This window comes from Bradyrhizobium sp. MI1.4 (assembly GCF_055811315.1).
On record NZ_JBVVPP010000015.1, the window covers coordinates 53,628 to 76,966 of the forward strand.

22 protein-coding genes are annotated in these 23,339 nt (G+C 64.4%); 12 read left to right on the forward strand and 10 right to left on the reverse strand.

Translation table 11 applies throughout. The annotated features are described in order from the left end of the window. Positions 1 to 63 precede the first annotated feature (63 nt). The gene (locus AC0L23_RS18960) at positions 64 to 1,236 is read right to left on the reverse strand and encodes an MFS transporter (protein WP_085396177.1); all 1,173 of its coding nucleotides are present in this window, start codon (positions 1,234 to 1,236) and stop codon (positions 64 to 66) included. A gap of 186 nt (positions 1,237 to 1,422) precedes the next feature. Here AC0L23_RS18960 and thrS point away from each other — a divergent pair, with 186 nt between their 5' ends. From thrS to AC0L23_RS18975, 3 genes are all read left to right on the forward strand, one after another. After that, the gene (gene thrS, locus AC0L23_RS18965) at positions 1,423 to 3,504 is read left to right on the forward strand and encodes a threonine--tRNA ligase (protein WP_162496431.1); all 2,082 of its coding nucleotides are present in this window, start codon (positions 1,423 to 1,425) and stop codon (positions 3,502 to 3,504) included. 93 nt (positions 3,505 to 3,597) lie between these two features. Further along, positions 3,598 to 4,161: a nitroreductase family protein gene (locus tag AC0L23_RS18970; RefSeq protein ID WP_162496430.1), complete on the forward strand. Its 564-nt coding sequence runs from the start codon at positions 3,598 to 3,600 to the stop codon at positions 4,159 to 4,161. 63 nt (positions 4,162 to 4,224) lie between these two features. Next, positions 4,225 to 5,493, forward strand: a complete 1,269-nt coding sequence (locus AC0L23_RS18975; protein WP_085396171.1) for a serine hydrolase domain-containing protein — start codon at positions 4,225 to 4,227, stop codon at positions 5,491 to 5,493. Positions 5,494 to 6,392: 899 nt separating this feature from the next. On the opposite strand, the gene AC0L23_RS18980 is transcribed toward AC0L23_RS18975, so the two are convergent. Both AC0L23_RS18980 and AC0L23_RS18985 read right to left on the reverse strand, forming a co-directional pair. Beyond that, positions 6,393 to 6,821, reverse strand: a complete 429-nt coding sequence (locus AC0L23_RS18980) for a hypothetical protein (RefSeq protein ID WP_240543361.1) — start codon at positions 6,819 to 6,821, stop codon at positions 6,393 to 6,395. A 164-nt stretch (positions 6,822 to 6,985) separates the two neighbouring features. Further along, the gene (locus AC0L23_RS18985; protein WP_085351138.1) at positions 6,986 to 8,059 is read right to left on the reverse strand and encodes a hypothetical protein; all 1,074 of its coding nucleotides are present in this window, start codon (positions 8,057 to 8,059) and stop codon (positions 6,986 to 6,988) included. 242 nt (positions 8,060 to 8,301) lie between these two features. Here AC0L23_RS18985 and AC0L23_RS18990 point away from each other — a divergent pair, with 242 nt between their 5' ends. After that, positions 8,302 to 9,342: a patatin-like phospholipase family protein gene (locus AC0L23_RS18990; RefSeq protein WP_317246145.1), complete on the forward strand. Its 1,041-nt coding sequence runs from the start codon at positions 8,302 to 8,304 to the stop codon at positions 9,340 to 9,342. Between the two features lie 16 nt (positions 9,343 to 9,358). On the opposite strand, the gene AC0L23_RS18995 is transcribed toward AC0L23_RS18990, so the two are convergent. Then, positions 9,359 to 9,787 carry a CBS domain-containing protein gene (locus tag AC0L23_RS18995; RefSeq protein WP_085351136.1) on the reverse strand — a complete coding sequence of 143 codons (429 nt, stop codon included), beginning with the start codon at positions 9,785 to 9,787 and terminating at the stop codon, positions 9,359 to 9,361. Between the two features lie 189 nt (positions 9,788 to 9,976). Continuing rightward, on the reverse strand, positions 9,977 to 10,753 hold the full coding sequence (locus tag AC0L23_RS19000) for a rhomboid family intramembrane serine protease (RefSeq protein WP_018455359.1): 777 nt from the start codon (positions 10,751 to 10,753) through the stop codon (positions 9,977 to 9,979). 526 nt (positions 10,754 to 11,279) lie between these two features. Here AC0L23_RS19000 and AC0L23_RS19005 point away from each other — a divergent pair. Further along, positions 11,280 to 11,834: a PAS domain-containing protein gene (locus AC0L23_RS19005; protein WP_085351135.1), complete on the forward strand. Its 555-nt coding sequence runs from the start codon at positions 11,280 to 11,282 to the stop codon at positions 11,832 to 11,834. 13 nt (positions 11,835 to 11,847) lie between these two features. On the opposite strand, the gene AC0L23_RS19010 is transcribed toward AC0L23_RS19005, so the two are convergent. After that, positions 11,848 to 12,234 carry a COG4315 family predicted lipoprotein gene (locus tag AC0L23_RS19010; protein ID WP_473357234.1) on the reverse strand — a complete coding sequence of 129 codons (387 nt, stop codon included), beginning with the start codon at positions 12,232 to 12,234 and terminating at the stop codon, positions 11,848 to 11,850. Between the two features lie 145 nt (positions 12,235 to 12,379). Here AC0L23_RS19010 and AC0L23_RS19015 point away from each other — a divergent pair, with 145 nt between their 5' ends. Further along, the gene (locus AC0L23_RS19015) at positions 12,380 to 12,886 is read left to right on the forward strand and encodes a GNAT family N-acetyltransferase (RefSeq protein WP_085351133.1); all 507 of its coding nucleotides are present in this window, start codon (positions 12,380 to 12,382) and stop codon (positions 12,884 to 12,886) included. 32 nt (positions 12,887 to 12,918) lie between these two features. Here AC0L23_RS19015 and AC0L23_RS19020 read toward each other — a convergent pair whose 3' ends face one another. Then, complete coding sequence (locus tag AC0L23_RS19020) at positions 12,919 to 14,916, reverse strand: DEAD/DEAH box helicase (protein ID WP_166520832.1); 1,998 nt, start codon at positions 14,914 to 14,916, stop codon at positions 12,919 to 12,921. A 368-nt stretch (positions 14,917 to 15,284) separates the two neighbouring features. On the opposite strand from AC0L23_RS19020, the gene AC0L23_RS19025 reads away from it, so the two are divergent. Next, positions 15,285 to 16,025, forward strand: a complete 741-nt coding sequence (locus AC0L23_RS19025) for a metallophosphoesterase family protein (RefSeq protein WP_007602584.1) — start codon at positions 15,285 to 15,287, stop codon at positions 16,023 to 16,025. A 52-nt stretch (positions 16,026 to 16,077) separates the two neighbouring features. Next, the gene (locus AC0L23_RS19030) at positions 16,078 to 16,431 is read left to right on the forward strand and encodes a cupin domain-containing protein (RefSeq protein ID WP_085351131.1); all 354 of its coding nucleotides are present in this window, start codon (positions 16,078 to 16,080) and stop codon (positions 16,429 to 16,431) included. A gap of 37 nt (positions 16,432 to 16,468) precedes the next feature. Here the strand turns inward: AC0L23_RS19030 and AC0L23_RS19035 are convergent, their stop codons facing one another. The 3 genes from AC0L23_RS19035 to AC0L23_RS19045 all read right to left on the reverse strand — a co-directional run bounded on the left by AC0L23_RS19035 (position 16,469) and on the right by AC0L23_RS19045 (position 18,789). After that, positions 16,469 to 16,981: a hypothetical protein gene (locus AC0L23_RS19035; RefSeq protein ID WP_085385015.1), complete on the reverse strand. Its 513-nt coding sequence runs from the start codon at positions 16,979 to 16,981 to the stop codon at positions 16,469 to 16,471. 114 nt (positions 16,982 to 17,095) lie between these two features. After that, positions 17,096 to 17,536, reverse strand: coding sequence for a VOC family protein (locus tag AC0L23_RS19040; RefSeq protein WP_473357235.1), 441 nt, complete (start codon positions 17,534 to 17,536; stop codon positions 17,096 to 17,098). Positions 17,537 to 17,637: 101 nt separating this feature from the next. Next, positions 17,638 to 18,789 (reverse strand): zinc-binding dehydrogenase, encoded by a 1,152-nt coding sequence (locus tag AC0L23_RS19045; protein ID WP_247410743.1) that lies wholly within the window; start codon positions 18,787 to 18,789, stop codon positions 17,638 to 17,640. Between the two features lie 250 nt (positions 18,790 to 19,039). On the opposite strand from AC0L23_RS19045, the gene AC0L23_RS19050 reads away from it, so the two are divergent. The 4 genes from AC0L23_RS19050 to AC0L23_RS19065 all read left to right on the forward strand — a co-directional run bounded on the left by AC0L23_RS19050 (position 19,040) and on the right by AC0L23_RS19065 (position 23,144). Next, positions 19,040 to 20,287 (forward strand): MFS transporter, encoded by a 1,248-nt coding sequence (locus tag AC0L23_RS19050; protein ID WP_473357236.1) that lies wholly within the window; start codon positions 19,040 to 19,042, stop codon positions 20,285 to 20,287. Between the two features lie 52 nt (positions 20,288 to 20,339). After that, positions 20,340 to 21,506 (forward strand): MFS transporter, encoded by a 1,167-nt coding sequence (locus tag AC0L23_RS19055; protein WP_085396158.1) that lies wholly within the window; start codon positions 20,340 to 20,342, stop codon positions 21,504 to 21,506. 68 nt (positions 21,507 to 21,574) lie between these two features. Continuing rightward, positions 21,575 to 22,186, forward strand: coding sequence for a PilZ domain-containing protein (locus AC0L23_RS19060; RefSeq protein WP_085396156.1), 612 nt, complete (start codon positions 21,575 to 21,577; stop codon positions 22,184 to 22,186). A 331-nt stretch (positions 22,187 to 22,517) separates the two neighbouring features. Further along, entirely contained in the window at positions 22,518 to 23,144 is a 627-nt protein-coding gene (locus tag AC0L23_RS19065) for a transglutaminase-like cysteine peptidase (RefSeq protein ID WP_026232931.1), read from the forward strand. Positions 23,145 to 23,339: the final 195 nt, after the last annotated feature.

Here is a 23,339-nt window from a genome sequence, read left to right on the forward strand (position 1 = left end):
CGGCCTTCTAGCCTCCCGGCGCGCGGTTTGCCAAGCACCTTGCGCACACAGGCACGCTTCCGTTCAGGCCGGGGCGGCTGTTGCCGGCCGGGGCCGGGTCAGGACGACCAGGATCAGCGCCACCACCACGAAACCGACTGCGACGAAGCCGAGCGTATGCAGGAGCTCGCGGGCGAACAGCAGTCCGCCGACGGCAGAGCCGACCGCCTGGCCGATATAAAGGACGGAGGTGTTGAGTGCGACGGTCGCCGATGCCAGCGACGGTGCGGCCGAGACCAGCCGCACCTGCTGCATCGAATTGGTCGCGGCAAAACCGAGGCCCCAGATCGCGACCGCACCCGCCATCAACGCGAGCGTGCCGGCGCCGAGTGCCCAGCCCGTGATTCCTGCAAGCAGCAGGCAGGTGAACAGCAGCGAGGTGCGATAGGGTCCCGAGGTGTCGACGATGCGGGTCGCGATGACAACGCCGAGGAAGCCGCAGACGCCATAGAGAGCGAACACCAGGCCGATCGCATCGGGCCCTGCGCCGGTCAGCTTGTTGAGCAGCGGCCCCATGAAGGTGAACACCACGAACTGCCCGGACATCTGCAACATCGTGATCGCAAGCAGAAGCCGGATCGTTCTGTTGCGACCGACCGCGCTCCAGGTCTTCAGATCCACCGGCGTCCCCTTCAAGCCCCCCGGCAGCCGCATCAGCAACAGCAGGAAGCTGACGCAACCGAGCGCGCCGATTCCGCCATAGGCCGCGCGCCAGCCATAGCGGCTGGCGATGAAGGTGATCAGCGGCAGGCCGACGGCGGCAGCGAGCGACCAGCCGAGAAAGATGTAGGCAATCGTGCTGCCGCGACGCTCCACCGGCACGATCAACGCCGCCGTACCGGCGGCCTGCGGCGTGTAAAGCGCGCCGACCGCGAGCATCACCAGGCGGATGACGAGGAGGCTCGCATAGTCGGGCGCAAAGGCCGAGGCCAGATTGCCAAAAGCGAGCACCGCCAGCGTCGTGGTGAGTAACGCCCGGCGCTCGATCCGGCTGGTGAGCCAGGCCGTCAGCGGCGAGCCGATGCAGAGGATGACAGCCCCGAAGGTGATCAGGAGCGCAGCCGCATGGATGCTGACGTCGAGCCCCGTCGCCAATTCCGGCAGCATGCCCGCCGGCGCCAGTACTGAGCAGCCGGTGACGAGATTGCCGAGCATCAGGGCGGTTGGCGCGAAACGGCCGGCGCGTGCATTTTCCATGCAAACGCATGTAGAGCCGCCTTGCGACCAGTTAAAGGGCGTTGCCCGGAATAGTTCGTGCAGCGCCTCCGCTTTTGCGCGCCGGTTTCTTGGAAATGCCGGATTGCGCAGGCCGACTCGCCTGATATATCGCTCGTTCCCGCTTACCTGCGCTCGTTCGCAGGAGTGAGCCTCAGGAGACATGCCATGACCGACCAGCCCAAGGACCCATCCAAGGACCAATCCAAGTCCGAGCAGCCCAAATCCGAATCCGGCTTCCAGTACAGCCTCAGCAATTTGAGACCCGTGACCCCACCGGAAAAAATCACCCTCACCTTCCCCGACGGCGCCCGGCGCGAATACGCCAAGAGCATCACCGGCCTCGAACTCGCCAAGGGAATTTCGCCGTCGCTGGCCAAGCGTACGGTCGCGATGGCGCTCGACGGCGTGGTCTCCGACCTCGACGATCCCATCGAAGCCGATGCCAGGATCGAGCTGATCAACCGGGACGATCCGCGCGCGCTCGAGCTGATCCGCCATGACTGCGCCCACGTGCTGGCCGAAGCCGTGCAGACGCTGTGGCCGGGCACGCAGGTCACCATCGGCCCCGTGATCGAGAACGGCTTCTATTACGATTTCTTCCGCAACGAGCCGTTCACGCCGGAAGACTTTGCCGCGATCGAGAAGAAGATGCGCGAGCTCATCGCGCGCGACAAGCCTTTTACGAAGGAGGTTTGGGATCGCGAAAAGACCAAACAGGTGTTCCGCGACAAGGGCGAGGCGTTCAAGGTCGAGCTGGTCGATGCCATTCCCGGCAACGAGCCGATCAAGATCTATTACCAGGGCGACTGGTTCGATCTCTGCCGCGGCCCGCACATGACATCGACCGGTAAGGTCGGCAACGCCTTCAAGCTGATGAAGGTGGCCGGCGCCTATTGGCGCGGCGACAGCAACAACCCGATGCTGACCCGCATCTACGGCACGGCATTCGCCAAGCAGGAGGACCTCGACGCTTATCTGAAGCAGATCGAGGAAGCGGAAAAGCGCGACCATCGCAAGCTCGGGCGCGAACTCGACCTCTTCCACTTCCAGGAGGAAGGTCCGGGCGTCGTGTTCTGGCACGCCAAGGGCTGGACCATCTTCCAGCAGCTGATCGCCTATATGCGACGCCGCCTGGCCGGTGACTATAGCGAGGTCAACGCCCCCCAGATCCTCGACAAGTCGCTGTGGGAGACCTCCGGCCATTGGGGCTGGTACCGCGAGAACATGTTCGCGGCGCAGTCGGCCGGCGAGGAGGCCGAAGACAAGCGCTGGTTCGCGCTGAAGCCGATGAACTGCCCAGGCCACGTGCAGATCTTCAAGCATGGCCTGAAGAGCTACCGCGACCTGCCGCTGCGGCTCGCCGAGTTCGGCGTGGTGCACCGCTACGAGCCGTCCGGCGCGATGCACGGATTGATGCGCGTGCGCGGCTTCACCCAGGATGACGCGCACATCTTCTGCATGGAGGATCAGCTCGCCGACGAGTGCCTGAAGATCAACGAGCTGATCCTGTCGACCTATGCCGATTTCGGCTTCACCGGCGATCTCACTGTGAAGCTGTCGACCCGGCCGGAGAAACGCGTCGGCACCGACGCGATGTGGGATCACGCCGAGCGCGTGATGGCGACGGTGCTGCGCGAGATCCAGTCGCAGAACAATCACATCAAGACCGAGATCAATCCGGGCGAAGGCGCCTTCTACGGACCGAAGTTCGAATATGTGCTGCGCGACGCCATTGGCCGCGACTGGCAGTGCGGCACCACGCAGGTCGACTTCAACCTGCCGGAACGGTTCGGTGCGTTCTACATCGACCACGACAGCGGCAAGAAGCCGCCGGTCATGGTGCACCGCGCGATCTGCGGTTCGATGGAGCGCTTCATCGGCATCCTGATCGAGCACTATGCCGGCAACTTCCCGCTCTGGCTGTCGCCGGTGCAGGTGGTGGTCACCACCATCACGTCGGAAGCCGACGAGTATGCCAAGCAGGTGCTGGAGCAGGTCCGGCGTGCGGGACTTCGAGCCGAGATCGACCTGCGCAACGAAAAGATCAACTACAAGGTCCGCGAGCATTCGCTCGCCAAGATTCCGGCACTGCTCGTGGTCGGCAAGAAAGAGGCGGAGACGCAGTCGGTCTCGATCCGCCGGCTCGGCAGCGACGGGCAGCAAGTGACGACGACGGTGGAAGCCATCGCCGCCCTCGTCGACGAAGCGACCCCGCCGGATGTGAAGCGAGCGCGCAGCGCGGCCTGACATCTGAAATCGGTCTAAACTCGCTTTCGGTTGCGGGCGTGCATTCCTATGTGGGGATTGCACGCCCGACGACCAGCCGAAGAGGAAACCGCAGTGCCCGACGCCATCGAACTCCTGAAGACCCGCCGCTCGGTCAAGCCGCGCGAGATGTCCGGACCCGGCCCCTCCCCCGCCGAGCTCGAGACCATCCTCACCATCGGCGCGCGCGTGCCTGATCATGGCAAGCTCGCGCCCTGGCGCTTCATCATCTTCGAGGGCGATGCGCGCCAGCGCGCCGGCGAGGTGATCGCAAAGGTGTTCGCCCGGAAGAATCCCGGCGCGGCGGCGGCCGATGTCGAGACCGAGCGCAAACGCCTCATGGATGCGCCGCTGGTGATCGGCATCGTCAGCTTCACGAAGCCGCATCCGAAGGTGCCGGCCTTCGAGCAGGAATTGTCGGCCGGGGCCAGCGTTATGAACATCGTCACGGCCGCGGCGGCGCTCGGCTACGGCGCCTGCTGGCTGACCGGCTGGTTCGCGTTCGATCGCGACGTGCTGGATGGCCTCGGCCTCAAGCCGGACGAGAAGCTCGCGGGCTTCGTCCATATCGGCAAGCCGACCAGGCCGAGCGGAGACCGTCCGCGACCGGTCCTTTCTGAAATCGTGACGCGATTTTAATCGAAGGCGTGTTGACGCCTTCGACGTCTTGCGGCTTTGATCCCGGCGAGGGAGGAAGCCCGGATGAAGCGTCGTGAATTTCTGGTCGGAGCCGCGCTGCTGGCCGGCACGATGGCGCGAAGCCGCGCCGCCGACGTCCCCGCGCCGTCGTCCGACGGGCTCGACCGTATCACAGCGTATTTCGACAACGAGGTGACGAATGGCCGGCTGCCCGGCGCCGTGGTGCTGGTCCAGCAGCACGGCAAGCCGGTCTATCTGAAGACTATTGGCGTGCGCGACACCAGGACCGGTCTCGCGATGACGCCCGATACGATCTTCGCCATCCACTCGATGACCAAGCCGATCACCTGCCTTGGCGCGATGATGCTGATCGACGAGGGCAAGCTCGCGCTCACCGACCCCGTGTCGAAATACGTTCCCCTCTTCGCCGACACCAAGGTGGGCCTCGAGGTCACCAATCCCGACGGCACGTTGCACCTGGATCTCGTGGCCCCGGTCCGTCCCGTCAACATCGAGGATCTCCTGCGGCACACCTCGGGCATCAGCTACGACTACATCGGCGGCAAATGGGTGGAGCAGGCCTACAAGGCCGCCAATATCTTCGAAGGTCAATTCAACAACAGGGAATTCGCCCAACGGATCGCAAGGCTGCCGCTGGCCCGGCAGCCGGGAACGCTGTGGCGCTACGGTCATTCCACTGACGTCCTCGGCAGCGTCATCGAGATCATCTCGGGCCAGACGCTGTACGAATTCCTCAAGCAGCGCATCTTCGATCCGCTCGGCATGAGCAGCACCAAGTTCGCGCTGGCGACCGAGGACGAGCTTGCGCGGATGGCGCGGCCGCTGCCGAACGACAACATCCTGCTCGCCGCCGAGCGCGAGCGCCTCGATCACCCCGAATGGCAGTCCGGCGGCGGCGGGCTGCTCTCGACCATCACCGACTACCAGCGATTCGCGCAGATGCTGCTCAATGGCGGCGAGTTCGACGGCAAGCGCTATCTGAGCCCCGCTGCCTTCAAGGCCATGACGACCGATCACGTCGGGCCGGGCTCGGGCGTCGGACGCGATTACTTCTATTTTCCGGGCGACGGCTTCGGCTATGGCTATGGCCTCGCGGTGCGGACCGATCCCGGCAACACCAAACCGCCGCCGCCGGGCTCACTCGGCGAGTTGAAATGGGACAGTGGCAGCGGCACCTATTTCGGCGTCGATCCCAAGCTCGACATGGTCTACCTGCTGATGCAGCAGACCCAGAACGAGCGCAGCCGCATCACGCCGGCCTTCAAGGCGCTGGTCTACGACTGCTATCCGTCCGAGTTACGCCGTCCGTGAATCTCGCTCGCCGAAATCGGCGAGCAGCTTTGCGATGTCGGCGGCGTATACTCCCATCATCCTCGTCATTGCGAGCGCAGCGAAGCAATCCGGACTGCCCACGCGGAAAGACTCTGGATTGGTTCGCTGCGCTCGCAATGACGGAGTCTGTGGGTGGAAGCGTCGCACTTCCATTCGCATTCCGGATCGCAGACGCACCTTCGCATCCTCGCGGCTTGTTCGCCCGAGCTTTGCTTGGTCGTCTGACCCTCGATTGAAAGAGGGCGCAGGGAAGACCGGGTGCCGGCTGGCACCCGCGGTCCACTGTGCGAGATTGTCGTAACAAAGATTGCACAGCGGCATACAGGTGAAGCCAAAACAACCGGCCTTCCCTGCGCAGTGGCTTTACGGCTTATGTCGTGCTCTCCCCGGGGAGCGATGCACTATTGCCCCCGTCGCCTTACGGATGGCTGATGCGTTTGCCCGGTCGGGCAACCCACATCACCGCAAACGCTTGACGCACAGACCCCGGGCGTCAGGACCACACGATTTTGCCGTACGCCGATCACACCGGTCGTGTGCGCGAGGCCTTCGCTCACGGTTGCCCGCCCTGCGAAGCCGATCGCGCCGATGTGACCAACGTCCACCGCCGTCCGGCCCGCGTTCGTGACGATCGCGATACGCCCCTCTTCCTTGGGCCGGAGTGAGGGCGTGGATACGCCGTTTCCGAATTTCGGTAAAGCGGAATATTTTTGCGGTCAGGAGTTGACCGACAATTGGGGTGTTTTGCCCGTCGGGCAACGCAAGGTCCCGTAGCCCGGATGAGCGAAGCGACATCCGGGATTCCGACCACGAGCTGTCCCGGGATCGCTTCGCTCACCCGGGCTACGGGACTTACCGGACTGCACGCGCAGTCCCGACTAGTCCTCGCTGGACGTCGCCAAGCGGTTGCGCAGATGGGCCTGCGACAACAGAAAGAACAATGCGCGCTCGCCATGATATTTGGCGGACGGCCGAGTGCGCTCGAAGCCATCGGCAAATTTCTTGCCGGATTGGTCGCACACCTGCCACCGCCAGCCGAACCGCTTACGCCTGGTGAGGATCACTTCGAACATGCCGACGAGCTTGGTCCCCTGCTCCTTGCCGGTCTCGCAGACGCACGAGCCTGCTCCGGCCTCCCCCGTTGGAGTGATGTCCGACATATAACGCGGCAGGATGGAAAGCGAATAAAATTGATTATCGGAAATAGGTATCTTGCACTGCTGTGAGGAAGTCGCGGCGCCGCTGGAATAAGCCGGCGGTGCCGGTGTTGATCGGTCCTGCTTGGTAGCGCTGCCAGAGCTGTTCAAATCGAAACGCCAACAATCGCAACAGCAAGCGGAGCAGCGGAAAGCATCTGCTTTCGCACACGGGACTGGCGGTAATAAGATATGGGAATCCATGCGCTGAATGAGAAGTGTTCACCAGGCACGAAGACTAGCGTCGGGCCGCATGCGGCATCACCGCTCAAGCACTACCGCGCGACGACCTCGACTTCGCCGTCGACGCCGTTGACGACATTGAAGCCGCGCTCGTAGACCTTGCCCTCGTTCTTGGCGATGGCGCGGTATTCGCCTTCGGAGAGCACGACGCGGGGAAAGGCGCCGATCGATTCCTTGATGACGTCGCCGCCCGGGGTCAGTACCGACCAGGCGGTGTTGGCGAGCGCCTCGCCGCCCCTGTCGCTGACGAGCTTGAGCGTGATGACGGCAGCGCGGTGGGTGATGGTGACGTCGGTGAGCTTGCTGGCCTGGACGCGGATGTCCGAGCGCACCACCGAATTGGCGTCGCCGTAATTCGAGATGATGTAGTAGGTGCCCTCCGGCAGCAGCACGACGTCGCCGGCGGCGACGTTCGGCACCAGGGAGGCGCGTTCGCCGGATTCGAACTGGCTCCCCTTGTAGATCGCGAACGAGATCTGGTTCTGCGGAATGCGACTGGTGCCGACGCGGCCCTCGATGCGCAAGCCCCCGGCGGGCAGCACGAAGGACTCGCGATCGGTCTCGGCTTTCAGGCTGACGGTGCGCACCGCGCTGACGAGGCCAAAGGCGACATGCACGACGTAATTGCCGGGCGGCAACACGATGTTTGGCGTGGCATTACGATCTTCGCGAATCAGCTTGAAGGTGCCGTTCTCGTCGGGACGATCGGCAAACACGCGCCAGACCAGGCCGCTGGTGATCGGCGGGGTGTCCTTGCCATATTTCGCGGTCAGCGACAGCACGCCCTGTCCGGGCACCGCCGCATTGAGCGGCGGGGCGGATGGCACAGTCGTGACCGCGGGCGGCGGCATGCTGGGCGTGGTCGGCTGCAACAGGGTCGGCGGCAGGCTCGGCGGTCCGGCACCCGGGCCGGAGGGCGGCGCCAGACTGACGGCACCGCCGGGATCGGGCACCGAAGCGGGCGGCACCGGCGGCGGACGATCGGAGAAAAGCTGCGCCTGCGCAGCATTTTGGCCAAGAGTATAGAGACAGGCAGCAAAGACCAACACCGGCAGCAGCGATGTGCTGCGCCGCCATCCGATGATGCCGTCACCCCCGAGAGTCATGCCACCTGCTTTTCACCGAAAACGCGGCAAATTCAAGCCTCTGGATCCCCGAGAAATACGGCCAATACGGTTCTTTGGAACCCGGCTGACGCCTGCGTGATTACCCCAGGGGCACCCGTCCCTCGCCATACTCCTGCCCCGCGCGCTTCCCAAACCGGCATAAACCATGCTTCGGCCCGGTTCTGGCGGAGCGCGAGTGCGGTGCCTAGTCTGATGGCGGGTCCCGGCGTAGGAGAGTTTCGGTGCTGGACATATTGAAGGGTCGGGGTTCGAACAGCGATAAGGTCGGCGAGAAAGTCGGCTTGGGCAGCATCCGCCGGCCGGTCATTGGCCTTGCCCTCGGCGGCGGCGCGGCGCGCGGCTTTGCTCATATCGGCATTATCAGGACCCTGCTCGCCAACGGAATCGTGCCTGACGTCGTGGTCGGCACCTCGATCGGCGCAGTGGTCGGCGGCCTCTATGCAGCCGGCCGGCTCGATACGCTGGAAGAATGGGGCCGCAGCCTGCAAGGCATGCGCAACATCCTCGGCTATCTCGACATCCGCCTCAACGGCTCTGGCCTGATCGGCGGCGAGAAGCTGGCGACCCGGCTCGAGGCTGCCTGCGGCCAGAGCCAGATCGAGGATCTCCCGGTCAAGTTCGCCGCCGTCGCGACCGAGGTCCGCACCGGCCACGAGATCTGGCTGACGCGCGGCCGCGTGGTCGACGCGATGCGCGCCTCCTACGCGCTGCCCGGCATCTTCTCTCCGGTCCTGATCGGCGATCGCTGGCTGGTCGACGGCGCATTGGTGAACCCGGTGCCGGTCTCGGCCGCCCGCGCGCTCGGCGCGGAAATCGTCATCGCCGCAAATCTTTCCAGCGACATCTTCACCTATTCGACGACGGTCTATTCGCACGGCGCGACGCCTGAACCGGTGATCCCCGCGACCGAAGAGCCGGCGTCAAAGCGGCGCTTCCCGAGATTCTTCTCGCCTGAGAAGACGGTGAAGCGCGAGTTCTTCGGCAGCGGCAGCGCCCGGCCCGGCCTCTCCTCGGTGATGGTCGACGCTTTCAACATCATGCAGGACCGTATCACCCGGGCGCGCCTCGCCGGCGATCCGCCCGACATGCTGATCACACCGCGGATCGGCCAATTCGGCTGGTTCGATTTCCACCGCTCCGAGGACCTCATCGCGCTGGGCACCCGCGCAGCCGAGCGTGCGCTGGAGTCCATCCAGGAGGCAATCCACGAACTGGCGCCTGCGCCCGAGGGCGCCGCGCCCAAAGCCGACCAGCAGGCCTGATCAGGCGGTCTACTGATCAGGCAGTCTTGATGTAGTCGCGCAGAGCTTCCTGCTCGGCCTCGTATTCCTGCACCCGACGCTTGACGATGTCGCCGATCGAGATCAGGCCGACCACCTTGCCGTTGTCGACCACGGGCAGATGGCGGAACTTGCCGGTGGTCATCATCTCCATGAGCTCGGCGACCGTGTCGGTCTCCTTGCAGGTGACCACCTTGCGGGTCATGACCTGCGAGACCGGCTCCTCCAGCGCGCCGGCGCCGCGCTCGCCGATCACCCGGACGATGTCGCGCTCCGACAGGATGCCTTCCAGCCGGCTCTGGTTCATCACCAGCACCGCGCCGATCTTCTTGTCGGCGAGCAGTTTGACCGCGGCAGCCAGCTTGGCGTCGGGCTCGACGCTCATGATCTGGTGGCCCTTGGTGTTGAGAATCGAACGTACCGTCATTGTCGCCTCCCTGAATCGCAACCGTCCGCTGTTCGCGGTCCGGACTTGTTCTTCGAGTCTTCAACTAACAGTTTCAGCGCCGGTTTCACGTTCAGGCGCTTTGCGAAGCATCGCCGCTAGCGGCCTGTCGCTTCGGAACATTCTTCTCGGGAATGATGGATGAATTCGGGCGGCGCCGCAAGCGCCGCTTCAAATGCGGTCTGAAATGTCCCGTGATGACGCATCCGCAGCATCACTTCGCACGCGCGGCACCGGATCGAACAGCGCGAACAGCAACAGGCCGGCAAGGAAGCCGCCGATATGCGCCTGCCAGGCGACGCTCGTGGTCTCGCTGTCGACGCCAATCGCGCCGACGCCGAAGACGATGTTGACGCCGAACCACACCGCAAGAAAACCGAGCACCCGCCCGTCGCGCAACGCGCGCGACAGCGGCAGCGCCGGAACTCTTGCGGCGGTATCGGCATCCGATCGGCTGAACGACAGGAAGCTACCGCGAACGAAGGCGAAGCGGATCGCCGCCGCCATCGCGCCGGACACCGAGGCCGAGGCGCCGATCATCGGCGCCACCGCGTGCTCATGGGTGACGAGATGGGCGAGCGCGCCGGCCGCCGCCGTCACCGCGAGGAACAGGAAGAACCTGATGGCGCCAAAGCGCCGCGCCAGCGCGCTGCCGAACGGCAACAGCCACAGCACGTTGAAGCCGAGATGGGTGAGATTGGCATGCAGAAGCGAATAGGTGACGAAGGTCCAGACCTTGGCGCCGGCTCCGCCGGGGATCTCCAGATTGAGCAGCGAGGAATCGTAGCGCTTGGGGATGAAGCCGAAGACGTCGATGGTCCAGTTCTCGAGCTCCGGCGGCAGCAGCACCCGCAGATGGATCACCGCGAGCAGGAGGATATAGGCGGTCAGCGCGAACGGCAGCGTCAGGATCGGCTCGCGCGGAGCCTCCTCAACGACGGCCGGCACCCCCAGCGAAGCATCTTGCGACGAAGGATCTTGCGGCGGAGAATTTGGCGGGAATTCCAAGGGCGGCTTCGCTTTCAGGCGCGATCGGAGCGAGAGGCTTCACGACAGGCCTTGGAGATAGTCGCCTTTGCCCGCGCTGCGCAAGTGCACAAAAGGAAAAGGCAGGGCCCTGGGAAAGCCCTGCCTATCCGTGTCGGACTTCCGGTACCCAGAGAGACGGGAGTATCCCCACCCCTCCCCGCGGCCGGTGACCAAACTGTTTGACGCCTGTGTACAGGCCTCGCCGAGAACCTGGAGAAAAGCGGCGAGGCTTGCGACCGCGATCACCATAGCAGCGGGGCGGTGCACGGAAAGCGCATAGTTAATTTAACGTTAACGACGCAAAGGCAGCGCCAGGAGCACCGAAAATGCCGCTGCGGCATGGACGCTGCAAAGCCCCTCCTGCACAACAACACAGGGATCGCGGCTGCACTGAAGCGGGACAGGTTTGTCCCGCGAGGTTGCGCCCCGGGGTAAGCGTTCAGCCATGAAACATCCGTCGAGCCGCGAGTTCTTCGCATATTGGGACACCAAGCGGGGCACCGCGCGGGCCCCTGACCGGGCCGATATCGATCCGGCCGCCGTGCGCGGCCTGCTCGGTGACATCTTCGTGCTCTCCTGCGAGCCCCATCTCGGCTTTCCGTTCCGCGTCGCCGGCACGCGCGTCTGCGCCCTCGCAGGGCGCGACCTCAAGGATGCGAGCTTTGCGGCGCTGTTCAACGAGGCTAGCCGCCGCGAGATCGAGGAGATCACGACCATCGTCGCCGACGAGAGCCTCGGGGCAATCGCCGGCGTCACCGCCGCGCGCGAGGACGGCAGCAAGGCGCATCTCGAGCTGCTGCTGCTGCCGTTCAACGCCCGCCCGCATACACCGGTGAGCGTGACGGGCGTGCTCGCGCCGTTCGACGACGAATGCGGCGCGCTGGGCCCGTTCGCCCTCACCTCCTGGCGCTATCTGCACCAGCCGGAAAAACTGCTGCCGCGCGCGATCCGCAAGCTGCAGATCGCACGCGGGCTGATGGTCTATGAGGGGCTGCGCTAGGAGTGCACCCTGCTCACGGCATCGCCAGATGCCAGGCGCCGTTCAGAAAGCCGTCGCCGGTGACGTCGCCGGGCTTGGTGTCCTTGGCAAAGGTGTAGAGCGGCTTGCCCTTGTAGGCCCACTGCTTCGAGCCATCGTCGCGCGTGATGACGGTGTAGCCGTCGGCGGCCGCATCGCTCGCCTCGGCCTTCAGCACCGGCCAGTTGGTCGCACACGGACCATTGCAGGCCGACTTGCTGTCAGCATCCTTGTCGAAAGTATAGAGCGACATGCCCTTGGGGTCGGTAAGCACGTTCCTTTTGTCGGTCTTGCCGGTCTTGGTCGGCGGTGCCGCGAAGGCAGCGGGAAGCAGCGCCAGCGATATTGCGAGCGTGAGCGCGAGGCGGATCGATGACGTCATGGTCTCTCCTGTCAGGCAATGGGCTTGCATGGGTAGGACGCCGCGCGAGCCGTCGTATTCCTGAGATCGCGGCAAAGATATTTTTCGCTGCAAGCCTCGTCGCATCGGAATAAACTGGGATGATGGAGATGGACGACGGATCGACATGAGCAAGCCGCATTGGCGTCCCGCGCGCGCCCCCGATCTGCCGGCGATCAGCAAGATCGCAGCACGGATCCATCCCGATCTGCCTGAAAGCCCTGAGGTGTTCGCGGAAAAGATGCGGCTCTATCCCGATGGCTGCCGCGTGCTTGTCGCGGACGACGGGATCGTCGGCTATGGTTTCGCGCATCCCTGGATCCAGCACCGGATTCCGCCGCTCGACGGCTTCCTCGAGCAATTGCCCGGCGGTGCGGATTGCCTCTATTTGCATGACATCGCGGTGCTGCCCGACTTTCGCGGCGGCGTCGCGCGCGACTATGTCGTTGCGACCGAACAGCTCGCGCGCGCGTCAGGAATCGCGACGCTCGCATTGGTGTCGGTCTACGCCACGCGGCCGCTGTGGGAGCGTCTCGGCTTTCGGCCGGTCACGGCGGATGCGGAGCTGCGGGCGAAACTCGCGTCCTACGGCGACAGCGCGACCTACATGCTGCGCGACCTCGCTGCGACGTAACGCCCCTCCCCGTCGACGCCGGTAGGCCGCCGTCAGGCGCGATGCTTCTTTTTAGTCTTCGGCTTCTTCCCGGCGGCGCCCTTCTCAGACCACGACGTGACCGAGGGCTCAGCGTGGCCCGGCTTGTTCTTGTGCTTTTTCTTCTTTGCGAAGGAAGGAGCATCGTCGAATTTCGGTGTGCGTTCGCCGTACGGCTTTTCGTGCGGTTTACCGTGTGGCTTGCCGTGAGGTTTGCCTTGCGGTTTGAACCCGTTCGGCTCGCGCGCGCGTTCGCCCTGGCGTTCACGATGATCGCTGTCGCCGATCTCGCGCCGCGGCGCGTGGGGCCGCTCTTCCGAAGCCGCCTGTCGCTGCGGCGCATCCGCCATCGGCTCGAGGCGGATATTGTCTTCCTTGTCCGGACGCTTGATCTTCACGGCGAAGGATTCCGCGACCCGCTCGGAAATTTCGAACTCGGTCGTGGTGTCCATGATCTTGATCGCGCCGATATCGTTCTTGTCGATGCCGCCGCGGCGGCAGATCATCGGCAACAGCCAGCGCGCTTCCGCATTCTTTTTTCGTCCGATGTTGGCCCGGAACCAGACGGTGCCATCCGCCATGCCATGTTTCGACGACGATTTTCCCGCTTTGGGCCGCGCCCTTTCGGGCCGATCATCGCCACGCGATGCGCGGATATCGTCGCGCGGTGCGCGCGTGTCATTGCGGCCGCGATCCTCGCGCGGCCGGCTGCTCCGCTCGCCGGGATCCATAATGTCTTCGGGCGACGGCAGCCGCGCGCGATAGAGCCGTGCGAGTGACGCGGCGATCTCCTCGGCCGACCGCTCGGCCAATAGCGCCTGCGCCAGCGCCAGATCGTCGGCGGTGGTCTCCTCCGTGAACAGCACGTCCTTCATGCGCTCGTGATCGAGCTTGCGGATCTCATCCGGCTGCGGCGCCGTCCCCCAGACCGCGTCGATCCCCGAAACATTGAGCAGCATTTCCGCACGCCGCCGCCGCACGGGCGGCACCAGCATGACGCTCGTCCCTTTGCGGCCCGCGCGGCCGGTGCGGCCGGAGCGATGCTGCATGACCTCGGCGTCGTTGGGCAGGTCGGCATGAATGACGAGGTCGAGGCTCGGCAGGTCGATGCCGCGCGCGGCGACGTCGGTCGCCACGCAGACGCGCGAGCGTCCGTCCCGTAGCGACTGCAGCGCCGTGGTTCGCTCGTTCTGCGTCAATTCGCCTGACAAAGCGACCACGGAGAAGCCGCGCTCCAGCAGCGCCGCCTGCAAATGCCGGACACCATCGCGCGTGCTGCAGAATACCAGCGCGCTCGGCGCCTCGTAGAAGCGCAACACGTTGACGACGGCGTGCTCGGCATCGCCGGGCGCGATCCGGATCGCGCGGTACTCGATATCGGCGTGACCGCCTTCGTCGCCGGCGACCTCGATCCGGAACGCCCGCTGTTGATACTGCTTGGCCAGCGCGACGATGCCGCGCGGGAACGTCGCCGAGAACATCAGGGTGCGGCGCGTGTCCGGCGTGGTCTTGAGGATGAACTCCATGTCCTCGCGAAAGCCGAGATTGAGCATCTCGTCGGCCTCGTCGAGCACGACTACCTTCAATTCCGAGATGTCGAGACGGCCGCGGCGCAAATGATCGCACAACCGGCCGGGCGTGCCGACGACGATATGAGCGCCGGCCGCAAGCTCGCGCTGCTCGCGCCTGGGGTCCATGCCGCCGACGCAGGAGACGACGCGCCCGCTCGCATGCTCGTACAGCCACGCCAGCTCGCGATGGACCTGCAAGGCAAGCTCGCGGGTCGGCGCCACGATCAGGGCAAGCGGTGCACCCGCCCGCTCGAACCGCTCGGCGTCGCCCAACAAGTCCTTGGCCATGGCGAGCCCATAGGCCAGGGTCTTGCCGGAGCCGGTCTGTGCCGAAACCAAGAGATCGCGGTCAGCGGCCTCGTCCGTGAGCACGGCGAGCTGAACGGGGGTCGGACGGTCGTAGTTGCGCTCGGCCAAAGCTCGGGCGAGCGGCGGACTCATGGTCGGAAAAGACACGGGATAAACCTTGGTTGGTCCAGGCGCGGAACGTCGAGCCGCGCGACCTGAAGCTGCGTAGGCGGCAAATGGTCCAGCCGCACGCGTGGTGATTTGATTTGGACGCTCTTTACGCCAAGTGCGGGCAAATCACCATGCCTATGACGCATGGCTTTGGTGATGCCGAGAATAAGCTTACTGGCCAGCTCGACCCACTACATCCAGCATTTTCGGGGCATTTTACTGCATATAGCGGGATTTTGGGGCGAGGCTGCAGATTTTCACGGCCACCTCGCTTAAATTATGCGCGGTTGGAGCTGCCGGAGACGCACAACAGGGCTAAGCTCAGGCCGATTGGACTAGGGAGCACGACGATGCGATTGGCAGTCATTTCCGATATCCACGGCAACCTTGCCGCGCTCGAGGCGGTGCTGGCCGACATCAAGGCGCGTGGCGTCGATCGTACGGTCAACCTTGGCGATTGCGTCACCAGCCCGTTGTGGCCGAAAGAGACTTTCGAAGCGCTCGAGGCGCTGTCGCTGCCGACCGTACGCGGAAACCATGATCGCTGGATTGAGGAGTTTCCGGACGACAAGCTCTCGTCGGCAGGTCTGTTTGCGCGCAACGCATTGACTGCGGAGCAACGTCTCGCACTCCACAGCCTGCCTTCCCAAATACGGCTGGACGATGGGATCCTGGCCTGCCACGGCACGCCCGACAACGATACGACATGCCTGCTGGAAGAAACGCTCGACGACGGCCGCTTCGTACCGGCACGCCGCGACGTGCTGGCAATGCGCCTCGCGAGTGAGCCGACGGCGCGCGTGGTGCTGTGTGGTCATAGCCACCGCCAGGCCGTCGTTCACGGACCTCATGACTGTCTGGTTCTCAATCCAGGGAGCGTTGGTTGCCCGGTCTTCGCAGACATTCCCGTTGCCGCAAACCTGGAATACCGCTCGCCGCACGCGCGATATGCAATCCTCACGAAGCGACAAAGGGGCTGGCAGGCCGAACTCTTGGCCCTCGAATACGATTGGGACGCCGCATCGTCCCGTGCCCTCGCCAACGACCACCCGAAATGGGCGCGGGCCATATCGTCGGGATATGTCAAATAACTGCTGGCATCGCTCGCCCCAAATCGAGCCGCACGGAAGAACGGGAGAACACATGGCCGACGGAATCTCGCTTGCCGACAAGCTCGCGACATTTGGGGATTTCTGGTCCCCACGCACGATCACGACCTTCAACGATTGCGACGTGATGGTGGTGAAAGTGAAGGGAGAATTCACCTGGCACAAGCATGACGACACCGACGATTTCTTTCTCGTCCTGAAAGGCAGACTGGATATCGAGTTGCGGGACCGGACGGTGACGCTCGGTCCGGGCGAACTCTACGTGGTGCCGAAAGGTGTCGAACATCGCCCGGTGGCGCGCGAGGAGGTTCATCTCATGCTGATCGAGCCGACCGGCACGCCGAACACGGGCGACAAGGCCACCGCCGCGGACCGCAAGCTCGCATAGATGGCAACTCGCCCAGCGCAGCTCTATGCCTGCAGCCTTAATCCCTGGAGGTCACCAGGCTGCTGAAGCCGCCGACCAGTCTAGCTCTTGCCCGCACAAGAGTGTCCCTGGCCGCGCGGCTCAGTGCGCGGATGGCGCGCCAGGCGTCGGTTGCCTGCAGCCACGCCTTCACCTCGGAGTACTTCCCATAGGCCCAGGCGAAGGCCGGAATCCGCATCAGCTTGTCGCGCGTGAGATGGAACAGGCGCTCGACCAGCACCAGCTTAAGCAGTTCGCCGACAAGAAAAGTCACGGCCCCCATCACGATTTGCCCGGTCGCCGCGAGATAGGCTGCCACGGGCTTGACCGGCTCCAGGATAATGACGGGTACCGAAAACAAGGCGAGCGAGCAATAAGGCGACAGCGATCTGATCCAGCCCCGCAATCGCTTCAATTGGAGATGCCGCCCGATCCAGCGCGAGATTGGCCTCGCCACGGCCATGAAGACCGCATCCACCAGGAAGTAGATGGCGGCCGCGATGTAGGTCAGGGGCTTCAGGTTCTGCTTCACGATGAACTCTCCCGTGAACTGAAAGCCGTAACCTGGGCCTAAGTTTCACCCCGGCTTGAATAACTCGCGGATTTTCGATGGAACTTTTCGTGTACGGGCCCGCCGCTGCCCGGTTCAGATCTCCGCATAGATCTCCAAAAGATTACCGTCGGGGTCGCGGAAGAACAGCGTCCGATGCCCGAACGACTGGTTCGTCGGCGGTGACAGCAGCGCCACGCCGTGGCGTGCGAGTTCGTCGGCACACGCATCGACTTCGGCCGCGGATACCTTGAAGGCCAGTTGCAGCGCGGCACTGCCCGCCGGCGTCGGCGCGTCAGTCGCGGTTCGGCCCGGCCTTGCGAGAGCCAGCGTGTTGGGGCCCAAGCCGTACTCGATCCAGTTCGGCGACAGCTCCCGCAGCAGCGGAAATGCGAGGACGTCTTCATAGAAGCGCCGCATCGCCGCCATGTCGCGCACGAAAATGACGGTGTAGTCGATCGCACGGATGGCGCGGAAGGGGGAGCGGGAGCGCTGACCTGGTTCGGTTGTGTGTTCTTCCATCATCGAGTCTTTCATTCCAAACGTCGGCGGGTAGCCCGTATGGAGCGTAGCGGAATACGGGGAGCTGTCGGCGAGAATTCCGCATTGCGCTGCGCTCCATCCAGGCCACGAACTTCTCACTCCACCAGCTCCGGCCACGGCACGATCGTCGACTTCACCGTCTTCATCGCCATGGCATCCCTGACCGCCTGCGCGACGCCGTCTTCCGTGAACGGATAGATCGTTTGCATCTTCAGCCAGGGATATTTGCCCGCCGTGCGATGGAGCATGTCGACGCCGAGCGGCAGATCGTTGGCGGTAAAACCCCAGGAGCCCAGCACGTTGATATCCTTGGTGCAGATGCGGTGCCATGAAGTCTCGATCGAGCCGGCGTCGGTGAACTGGCCCATCTCGACATAAGTGCCACCGTCGCGCAGCATCTCGACGCCTTCGGGGCCGGCGGAGGGGTGACCCGAGCAATCCATCACCAGATCGGCGCCGAAGCCGCCGACGATGTCGCGCACGCGGGCGATGCGGTCCCGCGCTGACTTCAGTTCCTCGATGTTCACTGTCGCCTCGGCGCCGAACTCACGCGCGAGCTTGAGCCGCGGCTCCTCCGGCGCACCGACGCAGATCACGCGCCCTGCTCCCATCTCCTGCGCGGCGGCGACCGCGAGAATGCCGATTGGACCCGAGCCCTGGATCACCACCGTGTCGCCCCAGGTGAAACCGCCGGCGCGGCTGGCGCGGTTGAAGGCGCGGATGCAGGACGTCAGCGGCTCCGACAGCGCACCCAGCCGCAGCGACATGTCGTCAGGCAATTTGTAGATCTTGGTGCCCGGCAGCATGTCGAGATCGACATAGACATATTCGGCCCAGCCGCCCCACATGTGAGGCGCTTTGTCGAAGCCGAGATAGCGGCCGTAATAGACCGGCGTCAGGCACTTGTTGGCGACTTGGGGATAATGGATGCAGTAATAGCAGCGGCCGCAGGGCATCAGCGGCGGGATCATCACTTTTGATCCGACCTTGAGCGGCTTGCTCATGAAGTCCTCGGTGAATTCGTCGCCGCATTCGACGATGATTCCGCCGAGCTCATGGCCGAGCGTGAACGGCCACGGCAGCGGCTTCGGCCAATGCCCCTTCAGAATGTGCAGGTCCGTGCCGCAGACGCCGCACGCGCCGACCTTGATCAGCGCGGCCCTCTTGCCGACCTTCGGCCACGGCACGGTGCGAATGACGGGTTCGCTGCCCGGCCCTGCGTGGGTGCAGACGCGGATCTGGTCCATGGCGTGTCCTCGCTGCCCGTCTGTTATGATTGATTGGTGCGGGCTGAAGCGAAGCGTATGTGAGATGCGCGCTGGTGCCAAGCCGCGGTCTCGTAACCCGCATGAGCGAAGCGACATGCGGGGCCAGCATTCCCGGATATCGCTTCGCTCATCCGGGCTACGGGACCCTGGTCTCCACACACCCAAGTGCCTTGAGCGCTCGACGGCGAACGTGTAGGCACGGCGCCAAAGTCCCACCCCAGGTGCCCGCTTGAACCCCCTCCCTCAAAATCCCGTGGTCGCGTCCGGCTCGTTCGCAGCGATGAGGTCGGTGCCCTACCGGCTCCAGTTCATCGCTTACGTGCTGGCGATGATGGCCGACAATATCGAGCATGTGATCAGCTATTGGGTGGTGTTCCAGAAATTCCATTCGCCGGCGCTGGCGGGTTTTGCCGTGCTGTCGCACTGGTTGCCGTTCCTGCTGTTCTCGGTCGCGGTTGGCGGGCTGGCGGACCGGGTCGATCCGCGCCGCATCATTCAATGCGGCATGCTGCTGTTCATCGTGGCCTCGGCTGGATGGGGTTTCTTCTTCATCACCGACGCCATCGAGATGTGGCACGCCATGCTGCTGCTGGTGATCCATGGCTGCGCCGGCGTGTTGTGGCAGACGCCGAACCAGCTGCTGCTCTATGATCTCGTCGGTCCGGCCGATCTTCCGAGCGCGGTGCGGCTGAATGCGATGGCGCGCTATCTCGGCATTTTGGTCGGACCTGCCGTCGGCGGCATGATCATGCTGACGCTCGGCACCTCGCATGGCATTATCTTCAACACGCTGTTCTATCTGCCGATGCTGCTGTGGCTGTTCTGGGCGCCGGTGCGCGACAACAGCGTGGCGGTGCGGCGCTTCGCCGTGCGCGGCCTTGCCGACATCATGCTGACCATCCGCGCCATTGGCACGCAGCCGGTGCTGACGGCGATGACTTGGCTTGCCGGCCTCACCTCCTTCATGATCGGCAACGCCTATCACGCCCAGATGCCGGGCTTTGCCGGCGATCTCGGCCATGGCGATCCCGGAATCTCCTACAGCGTGCTGCTCGCGGCTGATGCGGCCGGCGCGCTGCTCGCCGGCATCGCGCTGGAATCCTGGGGACGGCTCAAGGGTACGCCGCGCACCGCGATCATGCTCGCGATGCTGTGGAGCGTGGCGCTGCTCGGCTTCGCCTCGGTGCGGATCTATCCGGTCGCGATCGTGCTGCTGTTCTTTGCAGGCTTCTTCGAGCTGTCGTTCAACACCATGGCGCAGGCGCTGGTGCAGTTGAACGCGCCGTCAGACATTCGCGGCCGCGTCGTCGGCCTCTACAATATGGCCGGGCTCGGGATGCGGGCCTTTAGCGGCATCACGGTCGGGCTGTTCGGTGCGGCGATCGGCATTCACTGGTCGCTCGGGCTCTCAGCCGCAGTGCTGCTGGCGCTGCTATGTCTCCTCTATGGGCGCGCGACGAGGAAGACGGCCGGTTGACTCCGGCGTCTCCCCACCGCACGCTCGATACAGGGTTTGGGGAGATGAAGCGTTGCGCAATCGCTGGGGCATACTTGCGATCCTGTTCGTCGTTCGCCTCACCATCGCATTCCAGTTCCAGAGCGTGGCCGCGGTCGCGCCGCTGCTGCAGCAGAGCTTCGGCGTCGGGCTCGCCGATATCGGCATCCTGATCGGACTCTATTTCACACCGGGCATCGTGCTGGCGCTGCCGGGCGGCGCGATTGGCCGGACGCTTGGCGACAAGCCCACCACGATCGTGGCGCTGCTGCTGATGACGGCGGGCAGTCTCGTCATGGCCACCACCGACGTCTGGGGCTGGCAGATGGCGGGCCGGCTCGCCTCCGGCGCCGGCGGCGTGCTGCTGACCGTGCAGCTCACCAAGATGGGCACCGACTGGTTTGCGGGGAAGGAGATCGCTACCGCGATGGCGATCTTTGTCAACTCCTGGCCGGCCGGCGTTGCGATCTCGCTGCTGGTGCTGCCGGCGATCGGCACGGCCTATGGCGCGGGCGCCGTGTTCCTCGTGGCCGGCGCGCTCACCGCGATCGGCATTGTGCTGATCACGTTCTACCAAGCACCGCCGGGAGCAACCGCCAGCGCGGCCGGCTCCGGGCGGCTTGATCCGCTCGCGCTTCTGGCGGTGATCGTCGCGGGCGCGATCTGGGGCCTCTATAATGTCGGCTTCGCCATGATCTTCTCGTTCGGCCCCTCGCTGCTCGCCGAGCGCGGCTGGAGCATTGCCGCGGCGGGATCGGCGATCAGCCTCGTGATGTGGCTGTCGGTGATCTCGGTGCCGGCAGGCGGTTATCTCGCCGATCGCTTCAAGCGGCCGTTCGTGCTGGCTATCGTGGCCAGCCTGGTGGTGGCCGGGCTGCTGGCCTGGCTGACCCGGTCCGACGCCGTGATCACGATCCTCGTCCTGATCGGCCTGATCGGCGGCCATCCGGCCGGGCCGATCATGAGCCTGACCGCCCGCGTGCTCGTGCCGGAAACCAGGGCGATCGGGATGGGCGTGTTCTACACTCTCTTCTATGCCGCGATGATGCTAGGACCGGCGGTGGCGGGCCGGCTCGCCAAATCGGCCGGCACGGCCGCGGTCGCGCTCGACCTCGGCGCGCTGACAGTGCTGGCCTGCCCGCCCCTGATGTGGCTTTTCGAACGCATTGTGTCTGTTCGTCATCGCCGCGCCCGATCCTAACGCGGCATTAACCCTGTGCACCTTAGGGTCGTCCCGGACTCCGCCAGGCGGGGGGTCGGGTTGTGAAAATGGCGTTGGCGCACAAAAGATTTCTTCCGGCCGCCGAGGAACGTCGGCGTTTCCAGCGGGTGAAGGTTCACCTGCTCGGCCGCTACATGCTGCCGGACCGCCGTGAATTCCCCTGCCAGGTGATCAACATGTCGCCGGGCGGGCTGGCGCTGCTGGCCCCCGGCATCGGCAATGTCGGCGACCGCGTGGTCGCCTATCTCGACCATATCGGCCGCGTCGAGGGCAAGATCACCCGCATCATCGACAATGGCTTCGCCATGACGGTCGGTGCCACGCCGCGAAAGCGCGACAAGCTTGCGGCACAGCTGACCTGGCTCGCCAACCGCGACATCCTCAATTTGCCGGAAGACCGCCGCCACGATCGTATCGTGCCGCGCAATCCGATCGCGGTGCTGACGCTCGAGGACGGCACCAAGATGACCTGCCGCATCATCGACCTCTCGCTGTCGGGCGCCGCCATCGCCGCGGAGAACCGCCCCCCGCTGAAATCGACGGTTCTGCTCGGCCGGGTGCAGGGCCGCGTGGTCCGAAACCTCGAAGATGGCTTCGCGCTCGAGTTCATGCATTCCCAGCCAATTGAAACTCTCGAAGAGAGCGTTACCGCGCGGTAAAGCGCGAAGGCACCAAAACCACTGCATTTCAAGTACTGAAGGCGGCCTCCGCGATGCGGACGCCGCCTTTTTCATGGGTGGCGTCGAGGCTCGCGCGGGTTAACGCGGAGGCTGCGGGAGCGTGCAAACAACGGTTCCGCCAGCGTTTCCGCGTTAATCCATAAAATTTGAATCAATTGCAGTCCTATCGAATTTTATTCAAGTTTGACTCAAGTATAGATCGAATTCGCCGCGTGTTTTACTTGCATTCGTCTCGACTTGACTTGACTGACTTAGCGGCAACTCAAAAGCTGCCTGCGCAATGTGGTCCCAACAAGAAACGGGGGCCGCAATGTTTGATTTCAGGGGACAGGGGAAGGGATTGGCGCTCGCCGCCATGCTCTTCGGAATGAGCGCGGCAGCGCAGGCCGGCGAAGGCCGTCTGCTCTACGCAAGCCTCGGCGACACCACGCGTGCGCCGATCGGCTGGGTCGAGTTCTGTGCGGACAATGCCGCTCAGTGCCAGGGCGCACCGACGCAACCGCGTGACATCGTGATGTCGCAGGCTGCATGGCGCGACCTCGTCAAGGTCAATCGCTGGGTCAACGAGACCGTCAAGCCTTTGACCGACCAGGAGCACTGGGGCGTGATCGAAAAGTGGTCGCTGCCGTCGGACGGTTACGGCGACTGCGAGGACTACGTGCTGTTGAAGCGCAAGATGCTGATCGATGCCGGATGGCCGCGCGAGGCCCTGCTCATCACCGTGGTGCGCGACAAGAAGGGCGAAGGACACGCGGTGCTGACGGTGAAGACCGACAAGGGCGAGTTCGTTCTCGACAATCAGAACGAGAACGTCGTTGCCTGGACGGAGACCGGCTACCGCTTCGTCAAGCGCCAGTCGCAGAGCGATCCCAATGTCTGGGTCTCGCTCGGCGACACCAAGCCGGCGGTCTCCACCGCCAGCGCAAGGGATCAGTAGAGACAAACGAAAGAGATACGCGACCCGGTCACATCCCCACCCCTCCCCGTCCCAGACCGGTTCGCGCGGGGGCCCCCCAACCCCCCAAAGGGGGGGCCCACATTTTTTTGGGTTTTTTGGGTTTTTTTTAGGCGCCCGGCCCCGCCCCGGGCCCCCCCCCCCCGGGGTAAAACCCCCAGTGGGTTTTATGGCCGG

Excerpts from the sequence above, each read along its gene's own strand:
- AC0L23_RS18995 (WP_085351136.1), bottom strand. The coding sequence starts at position 9,787 with ATGACGGTACGTTCGATTCTCAACACCAAGGGCCACCAGATCATGAGC.
- AC0L23_RS19060 (WP_085396156.1), top strand. The coding sequence starts at position 21,575 with ATGGCGTTGGCGCACAAAAGATTTCTTCCGGCCGCCGAGGAACGTCGG.
- AC0L23_RS18975 (WP_085396171.1), top strand. The coding sequence starts at position 4,225 with ATGAAGCGTCGTGAATTTCTGGTCGGAGCCGCGCTGCTGGCCGGCACG.
- AC0L23_RS18985 (WP_085351138.1), bottom strand. The coding sequence starts at position 8,059 with ATGACTCTCGGGGGTGACGGCATCATCGGATGGCGGCGCAGCACATCG.
- AC0L23_RS19045 (WP_247410743.1), bottom strand. The coding sequence starts at position 18,789 with ATGGACCAGATCCGCGTCTGCACCCACGCAGGGCCGGGCAGCGAACCC.
- AC0L23_RS19005 (WP_085351135.1), top strand. The coding sequence starts at position 11,280 with ATGAAACATCCGTCGAGCCGCGAGTTCTTCGCATATTGGGACACCAAG.
- AC0L23_RS19065 (WP_026232931.1), top strand. The coding sequence starts at position 22,518 with ATGTTTGATTTCAGGGGACAGGGGAAGGGATTGGCGCTCGCCGCCATG.
- AC0L23_RS19020 (WP_166520832.1), bottom strand. The coding sequence starts at position 14,916 with ATGAGTCCGCCGCTCGCCCGAGCTTTGGCCGAGCGCAACTACGACCGT.
- AC0L23_RS18960 (WP_085396177.1), bottom strand. The coding sequence starts at position 1,236 with ATGGAAAATGCACGCGCCGGCCGTTTCGCGCCAACCGCCCTGATGCTC.
- AC0L23_RS19040 (WP_473357235.1), bottom strand. The coding sequence starts at position 17,536 with ATGAAAGACTCGATGATGGAAGAACACACAACCGAACCAGGTCAGCGC.
- thrS (WP_162496431.1), top strand. The coding sequence starts at position 1,423 with ATGACCGACCAGCCCAAGGACCCATCCAAGGACCAATCCAAGTCCGAG.
- AC0L23_RS19010 (WP_473357234.1), bottom strand. The coding sequence starts at position 12,234 with ATGACGTCATCGATCCGCCTCGCGCTCACGCTCGCAATATCGCTGGCG.
- AC0L23_RS19025 (WP_007602584.1), top strand. The coding sequence starts at position 15,285 with ATGCGATTGGCAGTCATTTCCGATATCCACGGCAACCTTGCCGCGCTC.
- AC0L23_RS19030 (WP_085351131.1), top strand. The coding sequence starts at position 16,078 with ATGGCCGACGGAATCTCGCTTGCCGACAAGCTCGCGACATTTGGGGAT.
- AC0L23_RS19015 (WP_085351133.1), top strand. The coding sequence starts at position 12,380 with ATGAGCAAGCCGCATTGGCGTCCCGCGCGCGCCCCCGATCTGCCGGCG.